This window comes from Enterobacter cloacae complex sp. 302F9 (assembly GCF_050030335.1).
Taxonomy (GTDB): domain Bacteria; phylum Pseudomonadota; class Gammaproteobacteria; order Enterobacterales; family Enterobacteriaceae; genus Enterobacter; species Enterobacter hormaechei_C.
Genome location: NZ_JBLGUC010000001.1, coordinates 545,520 through 559,774 on the forward strand (window position 1 = coordinate 545,520; position 14,255 = coordinate 559,774).

Annotated in this window: 11 protein-coding genes and 1 pseudogene; 3 read left to right on the forward strand and 9 right to left on the reverse strand. The window is 57.6% G+C overall.

Annotated elements, in window-relative coordinates; translation table 11 throughout:
- Nucleotides 1-62: 62 nt before the first annotated feature.
- The 3 genes from treC to treR form a co-directional block, all read right to left on the reverse strand.
- Nucleotides 63-1,718 (reverse strand): alpha,alpha-phosphotrehalase, encoded by a 1,656-nt coding sequence (gene treC, locus ACQG0T_RS02630; RefSeq protein ID WP_017383909.1) that lies wholly within the window; start codon nt 1,716-1,718, stop codon nt 63-65.
- A 51-nt stretch (nt 1,719-1,769) separates the two neighbouring features.
- Nucleotides 1,770-3,188 carry a PTS trehalose transporter subunit IIBC gene (treB, locus tag ACQG0T_RS02635; protein WP_020480548.1) on the reverse strand — a complete coding sequence of 473 codons (1,419 nt, stop codon included), beginning with the start codon at nt 3,186-3,188 and terminating at the stop codon, nt 1,770-1,772.
- A gap of 127 nt (nt 3,189-3,315) precedes the next feature.
- Nucleotides 3,316-4,263 carry a trehalose operon repressor TreR gene (gene treR, locus ACQG0T_RS02640; protein ID WP_017383908.1) on the reverse strand — a complete coding sequence of 316 codons (948 nt, stop codon included), beginning with the start codon at nt 4,261-4,263 and terminating at the stop codon, nt 3,316-3,318.
- Between the two features lie 386 nt (nt 4,264-4,649).
- On the opposite strand from treR, the gene mgtA reads away from it, so the two are divergent.
- Both mgtA and ACQG0T_RS02650 read left to right on the forward strand, forming a co-directional pair.
- Nucleotides 4,650-7,358: a magnesium-translocating P-type ATPase gene (mgtA, locus tag ACQG0T_RS02645; RefSeq protein WP_017383907.1), complete on the forward strand. Its 2,709-nt coding sequence runs from the start codon at nt 4,650-4,652 to the stop codon at nt 7,356-7,358.
- A gap of 202 nt (nt 7,359-7,560) precedes the next feature.
- The gene (locus ACQG0T_RS02650; RefSeq protein WP_271040537.1) at nt 7,561-9,945 is read left to right on the forward strand and encodes a beta-N-acetylhexosaminidase; all 2,385 of its coding nucleotides are present in this window, start codon (nt 7,561-7,563) and stop codon (nt 9,943-9,945) included.
- Between the two features lie 85 nt (nt 9,946-10,030).
- Here ACQG0T_RS02650 and gbpA read toward each other — a convergent pair whose 3' ends face one another.
- The 5 genes from gbpA to ACQG0T_RS02675 form a co-directional block, all read right to left on the reverse strand.
- Nucleotides 10,031-11,479, reverse strand: coding sequence for an N-acetylglucosamine-binding protein GbpA (gbpA, locus tag ACQG0T_RS02655; protein ID WP_045330314.1), 1,449 nt, complete (start codon nt 11,477-11,479; stop codon nt 10,031-10,033).
- A 138-nt stretch (nt 11,480-11,617) separates the two neighbouring features.
- Entirely contained in the window at nt 11,618-12,004 is a 387-nt protein-coding gene (gene ridA, locus ACQG0T_RS02660) for a 2-iminobutanoate/2-iminopropanoate deaminase (RefSeq protein WP_003863373.1), read from the reverse strand.
- A gap of 73 nt (nt 12,005-12,077) precedes the next feature.
- A complete protein-coding gene (gene pyrI / locus ACQG0T_RS02665) occupies nt 12,078-12,539 on the reverse strand; it encodes an aspartate carbamoyltransferase regulatory subunit (protein WP_003863370.1) in 462 nt (153 codons plus the stop codon).
- A gap of 12 nt (nt 12,540-12,551) precedes the next feature.
- Nucleotides 12,552-13,484, reverse strand: a complete 933-nt coding sequence (gene pyrB, locus ACQG0T_RS02670; RefSeq protein ID WP_003863368.1) for an aspartate carbamoyltransferase — start codon at nt 13,482-13,484, stop codon at nt 12,552-12,554.
- Nucleotides 13,485-13,518: 34 nt separating this feature from the next.
- Nucleotides 13,519-13,623, reverse strand: coding sequence for a pyrBI operon leader peptide (locus ACQG0T_RS02675; protein ID WP_071524139.1), 105 nt, complete (start codon nt 13,621-13,623; stop codon nt 13,519-13,521).
- Here ACQG0T_RS02675 and ACQG0T_RS02680 point away from each other — a divergent pair.
- A pseudogene (locus ACQG0T_RS02680) lies at nt 13,603-13,720 on the forward strand (hypothetical protein). The gene ACQG0T_RS02675 and the pseudogene ACQG0T_RS02680 overlap by 21 nt on opposite strands.
- 3 nt (nt 13,721-13,723) lie before the next feature.
- Here ACQG0T_RS02680 and ACQG0T_RS02685 read toward each other — a convergent pair.
- Complete coding sequence (locus ACQG0T_RS02685) at nt 13,724-14,203, reverse strand: arginine repressor (RefSeq protein WP_003863366.1); 480 nt, start codon at nt 14,201-14,203, stop codon at nt 13,724-13,726.
- Nucleotides 14,204-14,255: the final 52 nt, after the last annotated feature.

The following is a 14,255-nucleotide window of genomic DNA, read 5'->3' on the forward strand; positions in this document are numbered from 1 at the left end:
CGTTCATTTAGCGTATCGCTAAACATAAAAAAAGAGATACAGCATGCTGTATCTCCTGAGGTTTATTCCTGCACCCACCAGATAGCTTCAAACGGGCGCAATAGCAACGTATCGGGTCGGAAGGCAACCTCGTCATAGTTGCTGAGTGCCACCCGCCATGCTCCCTCTACGGGGGCGGGCTGCCACTGCTGGCGCGCGTGGCTCAGGTTCGCCACCACCATCAGCGTTTGTCCTTGCCACTGGCGGCGGTAGCACCACAGGGAAGGGTGATCCGGAAGCAAATCTTCATAGTCTCCCCACGTCAGTACCGACAAGGTTTTGCGCAGGCGAATCAGCGACTGATAGGTGTAAAACACCGAATCGGGGTCGTCCAGCGCCGCGCGGGCGTTCACGGTTTCGTAGTTGTCGCAGACGCCAATCCACGGCTCGGCCTCGGTAAAGCCCGCATTATGCGAGGCGTCCCACTGCATCGGCGTGCGGCCATTATCGCGGGACTTACTCGCCAGAATCGCCAGTAGTTCATCCGTATCGCGACCGTTAGCCCGCTGTTCGGCGAACATGTTCAGGCTTTCCACGTCGCGGTAGTCGGTGATACGGCTGAAATGCGGGTTGGTCATACCCAGTTCTTCACCCTGGTAGATATACGGCGTGCCCTGCATCCCGTGCAGCACCATGCCGAGCATTTTCGCCGCCGCCACGCGGTGTTCCCCTTCGTCACCAAAGCGCGACACGATGCGCGGCTGGTCATGGTTACACCAGAACAGCGCGTTCCAGGCTTTGTTGTGCATCCCCTGCTGCCAGTGGCGGAAAAGGGTTTTTAGCGCCACGAAGTCCGGCTTCGCCTTCGTCCATTTTTCGCCGCCGGGGTAGTCTACCTTGAGGTGGTGGAAGTTAAAGGTCATCGACAGCTCGCGGCCGTCAAGAGACGCGTACTGTTGGCAGTTCTCCAGCGAGGTGGAGGACATCTCGCCCACCGTCATCAGATTACGCGGCGTAAAGACGTCGCGGCTCATCTCCTGGAGATATTCGTGGATGCGCGGCCCGTCAGTGTAGAAGCGGCGACCGTCGCCGAGGGTATCGTCCGGGAAATCCTGATCTTTTGAAATCAGGTTAATCACGTCCAGACGCAAGCCGTCCACGCCGCGATCGGCCCAGAACTCGCACACTTTTTTCAGCTCGGCGCGCACCGCCGGGTTTTCCCAGTTGAGATCCGCCTGCTCCGGTGCGAACAGGTGCAGATAATACTGCTCGCTTTCGGCGTGCCAGCGCCAGGCGTTGCCGCCAAATTTGGAGCGCCAGTTGTTGGGAAGCGTATCCGGCGTACCGTCGCGCCAGATATAGAACTGGCGGTACGGACTCGCTTTATCCAACGACTCACGGAACCAGGCGTGCTGCGTGGACGTGTGGTTAAAGACCATATCCAGCACGATGCGGATGCCGCGTTCATGCGCCCGGGCAACCAGCTCGTCAAAGTCGTCCAGCGTGCCGTAGGTCGGATCGATGGCAGTGTAGTTCGCCACGTCGTAACCGTTATCCACCTGCGGGGAGATATAAAACGGCGTCAGCCAGATGGCGTCAATGCCGAGGGTTTTCAGGTAGTCCAGGCGCTGCGTCACGCCGCGCAGATCGCCCGTGCCGCTGCCGGTGGTGTCCTGGAAACTCTTTGGGTAAATCTGATAGATGACGCCGTTCTGCCACCAGTGAGGAAGGGTATTCATAGTACGTTCCTGCAAATGCGAAGGGGCGCAACTGCGCCCCGAAAGAGAGAATTAAACAATCTGCAACGTGCCCTGACGGAACTTACGCTGGTAAACCACAGTAGTCAGCGCCATTGGGATGATAATCGCCACCGCCATCGCCAGCGCAAATACCTGCCAGAACGCGGGCTGAATGGAGAGGATACCCGGCAGGCCGCCGACGCCAATCCCGTTCGCCATCACGCTGTTCAGGCCGCACAGCAAGCCCGCCAGACCGGAGCCGATCATCGCGCAGAGCATCGGAAAGCGGTATTTCAGGTTGATACCGTACATCGCCGGTTCAGTGACGCCGAGGTAAGCGGAGATGGCAGCCGGAACGGAGATCTCTCGCTCGTTGTGCTTACGGCTGACGATGATGATGCCGGTTACCGCCGAGGCCTGCGCAATGTTAGACAGGGCGATGATCGGCCAGACAGGCGTACCGCCGAGGCTCTGGATCATCTGCATATCAATCGCCAGCGTGGTCTGGTGCACGCCGGTGATCACCAGCGGAGCGTAGAGGAAGCCAAACAGCGCGGCACCGATTGGCGCGAAGCTGCCGGTCATCAGGTGACGGACCGCGAAGGCCACGCCGTCGCCAATCATGCGGCCAAACGGACCGATAAAGGCGTGCGCCAGGAACACCGCCAGGATCAGCGAGCAGACCGGGACCACCACCAGATAGAGGTAATCCGGCACGATGCGCTTCAGACGCGTCTCAATGAAGCCCAGCGCCAGGCCCGCCAGCAATGCCGGGATCACCTGCGCCTGATAGCCCACTTTGGCGATGGTAAACAGGCCAAAGTTCCACACCTCTGGCGTTTGCTGACCAAGTAAGTAAGCGTTCATTAACTGCGGAGAGACCAGCGTCACGCCGAGCACGATACCGAGAATTGGCGTTCCGCCCATCTTGCGCACCGCGGACCAGCAGATCCCGACTGGCAGATAGAAGAAGATCGCTTCGCCAATCAGCCACAGGAAGTCATAGATGCTTTGCAGCGCCGGGTACATCTGCGCCAGGGTTTTGCCGTCGCTCATTGGCACATCGCCGATGACGTTACGGAAGCCCAGAATTAAGCCCCCGCTGATCAGCGCTGGCAGCAGCGGGAAGAAGATCTCCGCAAAATGGGAAATCAGCTGCTCATGCCATTTCATATTCTGGCGCGCGGCCTTCTTCGCCTGCTCTTTATCGGCGGAAGAGTGCCCGGTAGTCGCCAGCAGAGCCTGATAGTAATCGCCCACTTCGGTACCAATCACCACCTGAAACTGCCCGGCGTTGGTGAAGCAGCCTTTAACCATAGAAAGCTCTTCAATGGCCTTCGGGTTGGCTTTGGCCGGATCGTTCAGCACGAAGCGCAGGCGGGTAATGCAATGGCTGACGGTGGCGATGTTATCGCGTCCGCCGACCAGGACGATCAGCTGATCGATATCTGTTTGTTTGACTTTACTCATCATGAAACCTCATGACAGATGGTGATAGGGGTTATGACCTGTGCGCAAGCCTACTCCTTCAACGTGACGGCGAAAATGGGAACGTTCCCTAAATCGGGCGAAGATCACAATAATCTATTCAAAAGAATTATGAGAGATGGGCTGGAATAACGATCTGACGGGGCTCGGTACGCCCGGTAATCTGCTCGATCAGCTGCGCGGCAGCCTGCCGGCCAGACTCGGCGTAACCCGGATCAACGCTGATAATCTCCGGGTGTAAGAACTTCATCAGCGGCGTGCTTCCCACGCTCGCTAATTGCAGTTCCCCGATGCGCTGCTCCTGCAAATATTTGCTCGCACCCAATGCAAGGGTATCCGTGGCGCATACCAGGGCGGTGGTTTGTGACGTCAGCACGCTGGCGACCTGTTCATATCCCTGTTTCATACCCAGACCAGGCAGCGCGGCCACGGCGGGGAGATTGTGTTTTTTACAAAACGCCAGGTACGCTTCGTGGCGACGCTTGCCGGTGGTGATGTCGGCATGCGGGACGCCGAGATAGCTAATATGCCGATGGCCCTGTTCATACAGGCGCTGCATCAGGATCACGATCGCCCCTTCGTCATCGTAACAGACAGAGGCAAACCCGCTGGCGTCGCGCGCCAGCAGCACCAGTGACGGCTGCCAGGGTTTAAGCACGTCCTCTTTTAGGCCGGTAAATCCGAACAGCACCACCCCATCAATATTACGGCGCTGAAGCATGCCGAGATGCTCCTCCACCATTTGCGCGGAGAACTTGCTCTCCATCATGATCGGATCGTAGCCCTGCTCGTAGAACGCGGGCAGCATCGTCTGTACGGCGAGGTTTTCGGAGAGGGAATCCAGACGCGAGACAATAATGGCGACCACTTTATCGCTCTGCCCGCGCATGGCGCGCGCGGAGCGGGAAGGGGAAAAACCGTGCTGATTCATCACCGCCTCGACGCGCTCGCGTGTGCGCTCGCTGACACCGCTTTCGTTGTTCAGCACGCGTGAGACAGTCGATTTCCCCACGCCGCTTAAACGCGCGATATCTTTAATCGTAAGGCGGTTCTGCATGCTGTATTCCCTGTAACAACGATAAAATAATCAATTGAGCCTAATGCTATCCTGCGAATTCGCTATGGGCAAAGTCTGGTTTACGTTCGGTTTATTTGCAGGGCGTTATAATACCGCCCGATTAGTCACAAACGGTATGGATAAATCACTATACTGCGTGCCGATACCCAACTTTTTACTTACCGGAGGCCACATGGATCCCGATCCCACACCTCTCCTGACCAGGAGAAAACCTTCTTTCCGGTAAGCCAGCCTTTTGCTGTCTCACCGGTGTGAGGCAGCAACGTTCATACGTTCCTGCTTGATAAATTAAGTGCCTGACAGGTACGGCTTTGCCACGCCTGCGGGAAAACTGCGTCCGCCTTTGCGGATGCGGGGGAATGACTATGCTGAAGAATATCACCCGGCAGCTGCAAGCGCTGCTGAGCCGTCACCTGCCACATCGCCTGATTGCGCGCGATCCGCTGCCAAATGCCAACACCATGGCGGGAGCGGCAATCCCCGCTTCCCTGACCGAGCGCTGCCTGAACGTGGCGGCGATGGATGAAAACGAAGTCTGGCGCGCCTTTGGCGGCCACCCGGAAGGGCTGAACGCGCAAGAAGTGTTAAAAATCCGCGCGGAACATGGCGATAACCAGATCCCGGCGCAGAAACCCTCTCCCTGGTGGGTCCACCTGTGGCTCTGCTACCGCAATCCGTTCAACCTGCTGCTGACGGTGCTCGGGATTATCTCTTACGCCACTGAAGATCTGTTTGCCGCAGGCGTGATTGCCCTGATGGTGGGGATCTCCACGCTGCTGAACTTTATTCAGGAAGCGCGCTCCACCAAAGCGGCGGACGCCCTGAAAGCGATGGTCAGCAACACCGCCACCGTGTCGCGCGTGATTAACGACCTCGGCGAAAACGCCTGGATTGAGCTTCCCATTGACCAGCTGGTGCCGGGCGATCTGGTGAAGCTGGCGGCGGGGGACATGATCCCGGCGGATTTACGCGTCATCCAGGCGCGGGATCTGTTCGTCGCGCAGGCGTCACTCACCGGTGAGTCCCTGCCCGTAGAGAAGGTAGCGCGGACCCGCGATCCGCAGCAGATGAACCCGCTGGAGTGCGACACCCTGTGCTTTATGGGCACCACGGTGGTTAGCGGCACCGCGCAGGCGATTGTCACCGCCACCGGCGGCAATACCTGGTTTGGACAGCTTGCCGGACGCGTCAGCGAGCAGGAGAGCGAGCCGAATGCATTCCAGAAAGGCATTGGCCGCGTCAGCATGCTGCTGATCCGCTTTATGATGGTCATGACGCCGATTGTCCTGCTGATCAACGGCTACACCAAAGGCGACTGGTGGGAAGCGGCGCTGTTCGCGCTCTCCGTGGCCGTTGGCTTAACGCCGGAAATGCTGCCGATGATTGTCACCTCCACGCTGGCGCGCGGGGCGGTCAAACTCTCTAAACAAAAGGTGATCGTTAAACACCTCGACGCCATCCAGAACTTTGGCGCGATGGACATCCTTTGCACCGATAAAACCGGCACCCTGACGCAGGACAAAATCGTGCTGGAGAACCACACCGACATCGCCGGAAAAACCAGCGAGCGCGTGCTCCACAGCGCCTGGCTGAACAGCCACTATCAGACCGGGCTGAAAAACCTGCTCGACGTGGCGGTGCTGGAAGGGGTGGACGAGGAGTCTGCCCGCACGCTCTCCGGTCGCTGGCAGAAGGTGGACGAAATCCCGTTCGACTTCGAGCGCCGCCGCATGTCGGTGGTGGTCAGCGAGCAGGCGGACGTACATCAGCTGATCTGCAAAGGAGCATTGCAGGAGATCCTGAATGTTTCCACGCAGGTGCGCCATAACGGCGAGATCGTGCCGTTGGATGAGACCATGCTGCGCCGCATCAAACGCGTCACCGATAACCTGAACCGTCAGGGGCTGCGCGTGGTGGCAGTAGCCAGCAAGTTCCTGCCTGCGCGGGAAGGTGACTACCAGCGTATCGATGAATCCGATTTGATCCTCGAAGGTTACATCGCATTCCTCGATCCGCCGAAAGAGACCACCGCGCCGGCGCTAAAAGCGCTGAAAGCGAGCGGTATCACCGTCAAAATCCTCACCGGCGACAGCGAGCTGGTGGCGGCCAAAGTGTGCCACGAAGTCGGCCTGGACGCGGGCGACGTCGTCGTGGGGAGCGACATTGAGCACCTGTCCGACGATGAGCTGGCCGAGCTTGCCCAACGCACCACGCTGTTTGCCCGCCTGACGCCGATGCATAAAGAGCGCATCGTCACTCTGCTGCGTCGCGAAGGGCACGTAGTGGGCTTTATGGGCGACGGCATCAATGATGCGCCAGCCCTGCGTGCGGCGGATATCGGTATCTCCGTGGACGGCGCGGTGGATATTGCCCGCGAAGCGGCGGATATCATTCTGCTGGAAAAGAGCCTGATGGTGCTGGAAGAGGGCGTCATCGAAGGGCGTCGCACCTTCGCCAATATGCTCAAATACATCAAAATGACCGCCAGCTCCAACTTCGGCAACGTCTTCAGCGTGCTGGTGGCGAGCGCGTTTCTGCCGTTCCTGCCGATGCTGCCGCTGCATCTGCTGATCCAGAACCTGATGTACGATGTCTCTCAGGTGGCGATCCCGTTTGATAACGTGGACGACGAGCAGATCCAGAAGCCGCAGCGCTGGAACCCCGCCGATCTGGGGCGCTTTATGCTGTTCTTTGGGCCGATCAGCTCTATCTTCGACATTCTGACCTTCTGCCTGATGTGGTTTGTGTTCCATGCGAATACGCCAGAACACCAGACGCTGTTCCAGTCCGGCTGGTTCGTGGTGGGACTGCTGTCTCAGACGCTGATTGTGCACATGATCCGCACCCGCCGCATTCCGTTCATCCAGAGCCGTGCCGCGTGGCCGCTGATTGTGATGACGGGGATTGTGATGGCGCTCGGGATCGCGCTGCCGTTCTCGCCGCTGGCAAGCTACCTGCAACTTCAGGCGCTGCCGCTGAGCTACTTCCCGTGGCTGGTGGCGATCCTCGCGGGCTACATGGTGCTGACGCAGATGGTGAAAGGGTTCTATAGTCGTCGGTATGGGTGGCAGTAAATTATGTTTGCCGGGTGGCGGCTTCGCCTTACCCGGCCTACTCCCGAAACGTAGGCCCGGTAAGCGCAGCGCCACCGGGCAATAGCTTTCCTCCCAAATTCAACAACCTGTGATCTCTGTCGGCGCATTCGCTTGACGACAATTTGAGCGCATGTTAACAGAATGTTTTGCCTTTATTTGGCCCGTCAGATAAGGAACATTCATGTTACGGTACAGTCTCTTAACCGCCGGGCTTATGCTCGGCGCTTCCGCCTTTGCCGCCCCGGCTGGCGACCTTCCCTTAATGCCCTGGCCTGCGAAAGTTGAACGCCCGACCACTCAGGGCGCGCTGGTGCTTAACAATCAACTCTCTGTGAGCGTCAGCGGGGACGATCTGGGGGATGCGGTCAACCGCCTGCGCCAGCGCATTGCGCTGCAAACCGGCTGGACGCTACAGCCGCAGGCCGAAAAACCTGACAAGCCGACCATCCGTATCGCCATCACCAAAAAGGTGAAGCCGCAGCCGCTGCCGGACAGCGATGAGAGTTATAAACTCACGGTGGACGCCAACGGCGTAAATATCTCCGCCAACACCCGCTTCGGCGCGCTGCGCGCCATGGAAACCTTGCTTCAGTTGATGCAGAACGGCGCCGAAAACACCTCGATCCCGTGGGTAACCATTGAAGATTCGCCGCGCTTCCCGTGGCGCGGGCTGCTGCTCGATTCGGCGCGCCACTTCCTCCCGATTCCGGATATTAAACGCCAGATCGACGGCATGGCCGCGGCAAAACTCAACGTTCTGCACTGGCATTTGACGGACGATCAGGGCTGGCGCTTTACCTCGAAGCGTTATCCGAAATTAACCCAGCTTGCCAGCGACGGGCTGTTCTACACCCCGGAGCAGATGCGCGAGATTGTGCGTTACGCTGCCGAGCGCGGCATACGCGTGGTGCCGGAAATTGATATGCCGGGCCACGCCTCGGCGATTGCCGTCGCCTACCCGGAGCTGATGAGCGCGCCGGGGCCGTACGCCATGGAGCGCCACTGGGGCGTGCTGAAGCCAGTGCTGGATCCAACCAAAGAGGCAACTTATACCTTTGCCGACGCGATGGTCAGCGAACTGGCGGCGATCTTCCCGGATCCGTATCTGCATATTGGCGGCGATGAGGTTGACGACAGCCAGTGGAAAGCGAACGCTGCGATCCAGACGTTCATGCGCGACAACAAACTGGCGGACAGCCACGCGTTGCAGGCGTATTTCAACCGCAAGCTGGAGACGATCCTTGAGAAGCATCACCGGCAGATGGTTGGCTGGGATGAGATCTACCATCCCGATCTGCCGAAAAGCATTCTGATCCAGTCCTGGCAGGGACAGGACGCGCTGGGGCAGGTGGCGCAGAACGGCTATAAGGGTATTCTCTCAACCGGTTTCTACCTCGATCAGCCGCAATCCACCGCCTACCACTACCGCAATGAAATTGTGCCGCAGGGGCTGAACGGCGTGGATGTGATAGCGGACACCGACAGCGTCCAGAGCTGGGCTTTCTCCATGCCGCGTCTGAAAGGCAAGCCGGTGGAAGGCAGCTTTACGCTGGTGAAAGGCGATGCCGGGTGGCGTGGATTTATTGATTTTGCCGGAAAATCGCGTCGGGCGGTGGATAACATTCAGTGGCGGGACGACAACCAGGTAACGTTTACCGTTGATACCTGGATGGGTGAAACGCGTCCGGTCGTTTCTGTTGAGAACGATAAGCTCAGCGGCTATTTCCTGGTGGGTAACGCCCGCTACCCGATCGACGGCACGCGTCTGGACGCGGTGCCAAAAGGCATACCGCCGGTGGTGCCGGACCCGGCGAACGAGGCCAATCTGCTCGGCGGTGAAGCCGCGCTGTGGGCGGAAAACGTGGTCGCGCCAGTGCTTGATATCCGTCTGTGGCCGCGCGCCTTTGCGGTGGCGGAGCGGCTATGGTCGGCGAAGGATGTCAACGACATCGACAACATGTATACCCGGCTCCAGGCGATGGACAGCTGGTCGACGGTGTCGGCTGGACTACAACAGCATACCCAGCAGCAGGTGCAGTTCACCCGCCTCGCCAACAATGCGGATACCCTGCCGCTGCAAATTCTCGCCCAGGCGCTTGAACCGGCGCAGTATTACACCCGCCAGCATCTTAAGTTCCAGGCCGGAAACTATCATCAGTTTGAGCCGCTCAACCGGCTCGCTGACGCGCTAAACGCGGAAAGCGCCACCGTGCGTCAGATGAATAAATGGGCGGACCGTCTGGTGAGCGACGCGGAGGACACGGAAAGCGCCGACGCGCTGCGCCACGTCTTTAACCGCTGGCAGAACAACACCAGCGATGCGCTGGCGCTAAGCGAAAACAGCTATCAGCTGAAGGCGATCAAGCCGGTGATTCAGGAGGTGGATAAGCTGGCCTCGATTGGCCTGAGGCTGACGGATCTGGTGGCGCGCCAGGGCACGCTGGACGACAACGAGATCGCGTCGATTCAGAGCGAACTGGATAACGCAGCGAAGGTTCAGGACGAGGTGGTGATTGCGGCGGTATATCCGCTGGAGACGCTGCTTAGGGCGACGCGGAATCAGTAACAAATGCGCCCGGTGGCGCTACGCTTACCGGGCCTACGTGACGTGTAGGCCCGGCAAACGAAGTGCCGCCGGGCGTGAAGGCAACTCAGTTCTTCAGCACCCACGCCTCTTTCCAGTGCGCGCCCACGCCCGGCTCAAACTGGTTTGCGGTTGGACTGTACTGCACGCAGTAGCCGCTATACGGGAACGGTTTACACTCGTAGGTCTTACCGTTTTTAGGCTGTAACACCACGGTGCCCGCTTTGTAGGAGGCAATGCTGTCCGGGAAGATAAAGTCATGCGGGCCGCTGCTGTCCGCCGCGTCGCTTTCCAGCATCAGGTTTAGCACGTCCTGCGCGAACAGGGTGCCGTCTTTGTTGGTGGCGTAGTATTTCAGCATATGGTGGCCCGCCGTGACGTCAGTCAGCGTCATGGTCACGTTTTGATTGACGTTATTCATATCCTGCTTCAGGTAACCTTTTTCGGCACCGTGGTGGTTCATCACGTGCGCTTCAAAATTAACGTCACCCTGCGTGTTCACATGGAAGGTCACAATCACATTGCCATGTTCGATTTTGCTGTATTGCAGATCGGAAACGGCGATGGTCTCGCTCACCTGCGCCTTTTGCTCTTCATAAGAGATGGCAACGGATCTCAGTGTGCTGCCATCTTTCACGAATACGCTGTTGGCGCCGTGAACCGGACTAATTTCACCGGCTTCATCTTTCACACCGACGCGGACATCGCTATGAGCGGTGTTGATCTTCTGCGCCAGATCGTAGGACCACTGGTTAGCGTCGCCTTGTTCTGAAGAGCCGATGGTCATTTCAGTACGCAGGGCGGCAACTTCCCCGTTGGCGTCGAAGAAGCGTGCAATCACTTTATCGCCCACGTTCAGGTTATTCCCGGCAATCTGTCCGCTCAGGGTTTTACTCCACTGGGATATTACCGCTGGGGTATCGTCCGGCGTGACGTTGCCGCCGTTACCGAAATCAACGTCAATGGCCTGATAGAAACTGTTTGTGGTATCCGCAATTTCCCACACGCCATAAATAACCTGGTAGCCCGTACGGTCCGGGACATTACAGGTCATGGATTTTGTCATGGACGGTGCCTGACCATTCCCGTTAATAGTACAGAACGGCGTTAATTCGAACTGGTCACGGGTCAGCGGTTTATTGGGGTCCCAGTTTTGTTTGGTAATGTAATAACGCCAGTTGGTGGTTTTATGCGGCGCGGTATGGTGCCAGACAAATTCATGCGGGCCTGCCGTCATGGGGCTTTTGGTCCAGGCGTTCAGGCTCTGCTTATCAAGCTGGGAGTAGCTGGCAATACCGGCGCTGGCAAGCTGGCCGTCAGGCGGCATTGCGCCCGTCGGGAAGCCGGAGGTCTTTTCTACGCTCTGCGGTTCATATTGTACAGAGCCACAGTCAATATTCTGGCCGAGCTTACACATATAAGCGCGGCTGGCGGGGGATTCTATATATCCGTGTGCAAGTGCGGAAGACGCAACCGCTAATGTGGCAACGGCCAGCGCGATCTTAGAGAGTTTCATTCTTCATCCATTAATTAGAATATAACAAGGCAGCGTCAGTCTATTAATGGAGTGGGGGATGCGTCATTGCCTGGAGAGAGTAAAAATGGTCGCAATAAAAAAAGGCAGCCTGAGCTGCCTTCTCTTTATTGAAATAAATTAGCGACGTACGGCAATCGCTTCAATTTCAATTTTTACGTCTTTTGGCAGACGCGCCACTTCCACACAGGAGCGCGCCGGGAAGGTGGCGTTGTGCTCGGTGAAGAACGCTTCATAAGTGGCGTTAACGGTGGCGAAATCGTTCAGATCTTTCACGAACACGGTGGTTTTGACGATATCGCCCACTTTCAGGCCGGCAGATTCGACGATCGCCTGCACGTTTTCCAGCGACTGACGCGCCTGCGCCGCTACGTCGGCTGGCACTTCACCGGTTTTTGGGTTCACCGGGATCTGACCAGAAGTGATGATCATGCTGCCCAGATCAACGCCCTGAACGTATGGGCCGATAGCCGCTGGTGCATTTTCCGTCGCGAGTACTTTGCTCATTTTTTCTCCAGAATTACAGCGTTAAGAATGTTCCCGGCCATTATAACAGCCGGGATTTCATTACCAACCTCAATTAGTTGGCCAGCACCACATAATGAGAAAACTCTTTTTCGCAGTATTTGCATTTGAGTGCAATGTCATTGGCGCGTTTTTTCACTGCGAAACTGGAGGAAACCGGCTCAGCATGACTGATGCAGTTGCTGTTCGGGCAGACCAGCACGCTTTCGATGCGATCCGGCAGGCTTGGGCGGGATTTGCCCACCACGTCGTAATCGTCGATGCGGTTAACCGTGGCGTCCGGCGCGTACAGTGAAAGCTGGTTAACCTGCTCGTCGGTCAGGAAAGTGTTCTCGATCTTGATCAGGTCTTTACGGCCCATTTCGCCCGACGGCAGGTTCAGGCCGATGGTGATGCGCTGGTCGGTTTCAGTCAGTTTGAACAGCGTCAGCAGCTTAAAGCCCACCTGCGCAGGGATGTGGTCAATCACGGTGCCACGCTTGATGGCTTCAACCTGGAGTTTGTTATCGTGTGTCATGGTCGTCTCCCCTTACAGAGCTAATTCGCGATTCAGAACCAGTGCCAGTAACGCCTGGCGGGCGAAGATGCCGTTTCCGGCCTGCTGGAAGTACCAGGCGTGCGGCGTTTTATCCACGTCTGTGGTGATCTCATCGATGCGCGGCAGCGGGTGCAGCACCTTCATGTTGTCGCGCGCGCCCTCGAGGTCGCTGGCGCGCAGGACGAACTGCGCCTTCACGTTGGCGTACTCGGATGGGTCAAGACGCTCTTTCTGCACGCGGGTCATGTAGAGAATATCCACGTTGCCCATCACTTCTTCTATGCTGGCGTGCAGGCTCCACGCGATGCCTTTTTCGTCCAGCATATCGAGAATGTACTGCGGCATCGCCAGCGCGTCCGGCGCGATGAAGAAGAAGCGGTTGCCGTTAAATTTCGCCAGCGCCTGGGTCAGGGAATGGACGGTGCGGCCATATTTCAGGTCGCCGACCATGGCGATGTTCAGGTTCTCAAGCGTGCCCTGCGTCTCCTGAATGGTGAACAGATCCAGCAGGGTCTGCGTCGGGTGCTGGTTGGCACCGTCACCGGCGTTCAGCACCGGAATCCCGCCGGAAAACTCGGTCGCCAGACGCGCCGCGCCCTCCTGCGGGTGGCGCATCACAATCGCGTCCACGTAGGTGCTGATGACTGAAATGGTATCCGCCAGGGTCTCGCCTTTTTTGCCCAGCGACGTGTTGCTGCTGTCCGAGAAGCCCACCACGCTCGCCCCGAGGCGGTGCATGGAGGTTTCAAAGGAGAGGCGGGTGCGGGTGGAGGCTTCGAAGAAGCAGCTCGCAATCACCTTGTGCTTCAGCAGCTCCGGTTGCGGATTGGCCTTCAGTTTTGCCGCGGTTTCCAGAACCAGTTCCAGCTCTTCGCGGCTGAGGTCGTTTATGGAAATGATGTGTTTTTGATAAAGCGGATTCATGTTTATCTCCTGACGCCGGGCAAAAAAAAGCCCCTCAAATGAGGGGCTCTGGGAATAGGTTTAGCAACGGGAAGAAAAACGGCAGGCCAGCGTCTGATTTCAGACGCGGTAAGACGATATGTCGTACACGCTTGACCATGCTTCCTCCCGGCAAATTGTCGGGCATTATACGCAGCTCGCTTTTGGGATCAAGCGATTTAATGCACGCTTTACTCAATGCAAACGGTTCTTTATGAATATTAATGCGTTCTGAGTAAATAATTAATTTGCTTATGCACCAGCGCGGTGCGCTTCACCACGCGGGGCGCGACCCAGACAATACTGCTTCCGGCCACCACGCCTAAAATTTCCGGTAACTGGTGATAATCCAGAATACGCGCCACCGCGCGGCCATATCCGGCGACGGTATGGATAAGGATAAATTCGCTGTTGTGCTCCACGCTCACCACCATTTCAGAGACGGTACGCGCCGCGTCGGGGGCCGGGCGCAGCTGGGGATTCAGCGAATAAATCTTTAGCCCTTTGGCATTGCGAATTTTTATGACACCGAGCAACTTGAGCAGACGTGAAACGGTGGACTGGCTGATGGTCTCAAAACCCCGCTCCTGTAAGTCGCGGCGGATCTCCTCCTGGGAGAGATAGCTCTTTTCCGCGATCAGACGCTGGCAGACCGTTAGCTGTAGTTGCTCTTTGGGAGAGTACTCTTCGTAATCCATCATAGTTCCCATATCAGTTCCCGAAATAACCGGTGGCACTGCACCGATCCGTAGG

Coding starts and splice junctions, on each gene's coding strand:
- treC (WP_017383909.1), bottom strand. CDS start 1,718: ATGAATACCCTTCCTCACTGGTGGCAGAACGGCGTCATCTATCAGATT.
- treB (WP_020480548.1), bottom strand. CDS start 3,188: ATGAGTAAAGTCAAACAAACAGATATCGATCAGCTGATCGTCCTGGTC.
- treR (WP_017383908.1), bottom strand. CDS start 4,263: ATGCAGAACCGCCTTACGATTAAAGATATCGCGCGTTTAAGCGGCGTG.
- mgtA (WP_017383907.1), top strand. CDS start 4,650: ATGCTGAAGAATATCACCCGGCAGCTGCAAGCGCTGCTGAGCCGTCAC.
- ACQG0T_RS02650 (WP_271040537.1), top strand. CDS start 7,561: ATGTTACGGTACAGTCTCTTAACCGCCGGGCTTATGCTCGGCGCTTCC.
- gbpA (WP_045330314.1), bottom strand. CDS start 11,479: ATGAAACTCTCTAAGATCGCGCTGGCCGTTGCCACATTAGCGGTTGCG.
- ridA (WP_003863373.1), bottom strand. CDS start 12,004: ATGAGCAAAGTACTCGCGACGGAAAATGCACCAGCGGCTATCGGCCCA.
- pyrI (WP_003863370.1), bottom strand. CDS start 12,539: ATGACACACGATAACAAACTCCAGGTTGAAGCCATCAAGCGTGGCACC.
- pyrB (WP_003863368.1), bottom strand. CDS start 13,484: ATGAATCCGCTTTATCAAAAACACATCATTTCCATAAACGACCTCAGC.
- ACQG0T_RS02675 (WP_071524139.1), bottom strand. CDS start 13,623: ATGGTCAAGCGTGTACGACATATCGTCTTACCGCGTCTGAAATCAGAC.
- ACQG0T_RS02685 (WP_003863366.1), bottom strand. CDS start 14,203: ATGATGGATTACGAAGAGTACTCTCCCAAAGAGCAACTACAGCTAACG.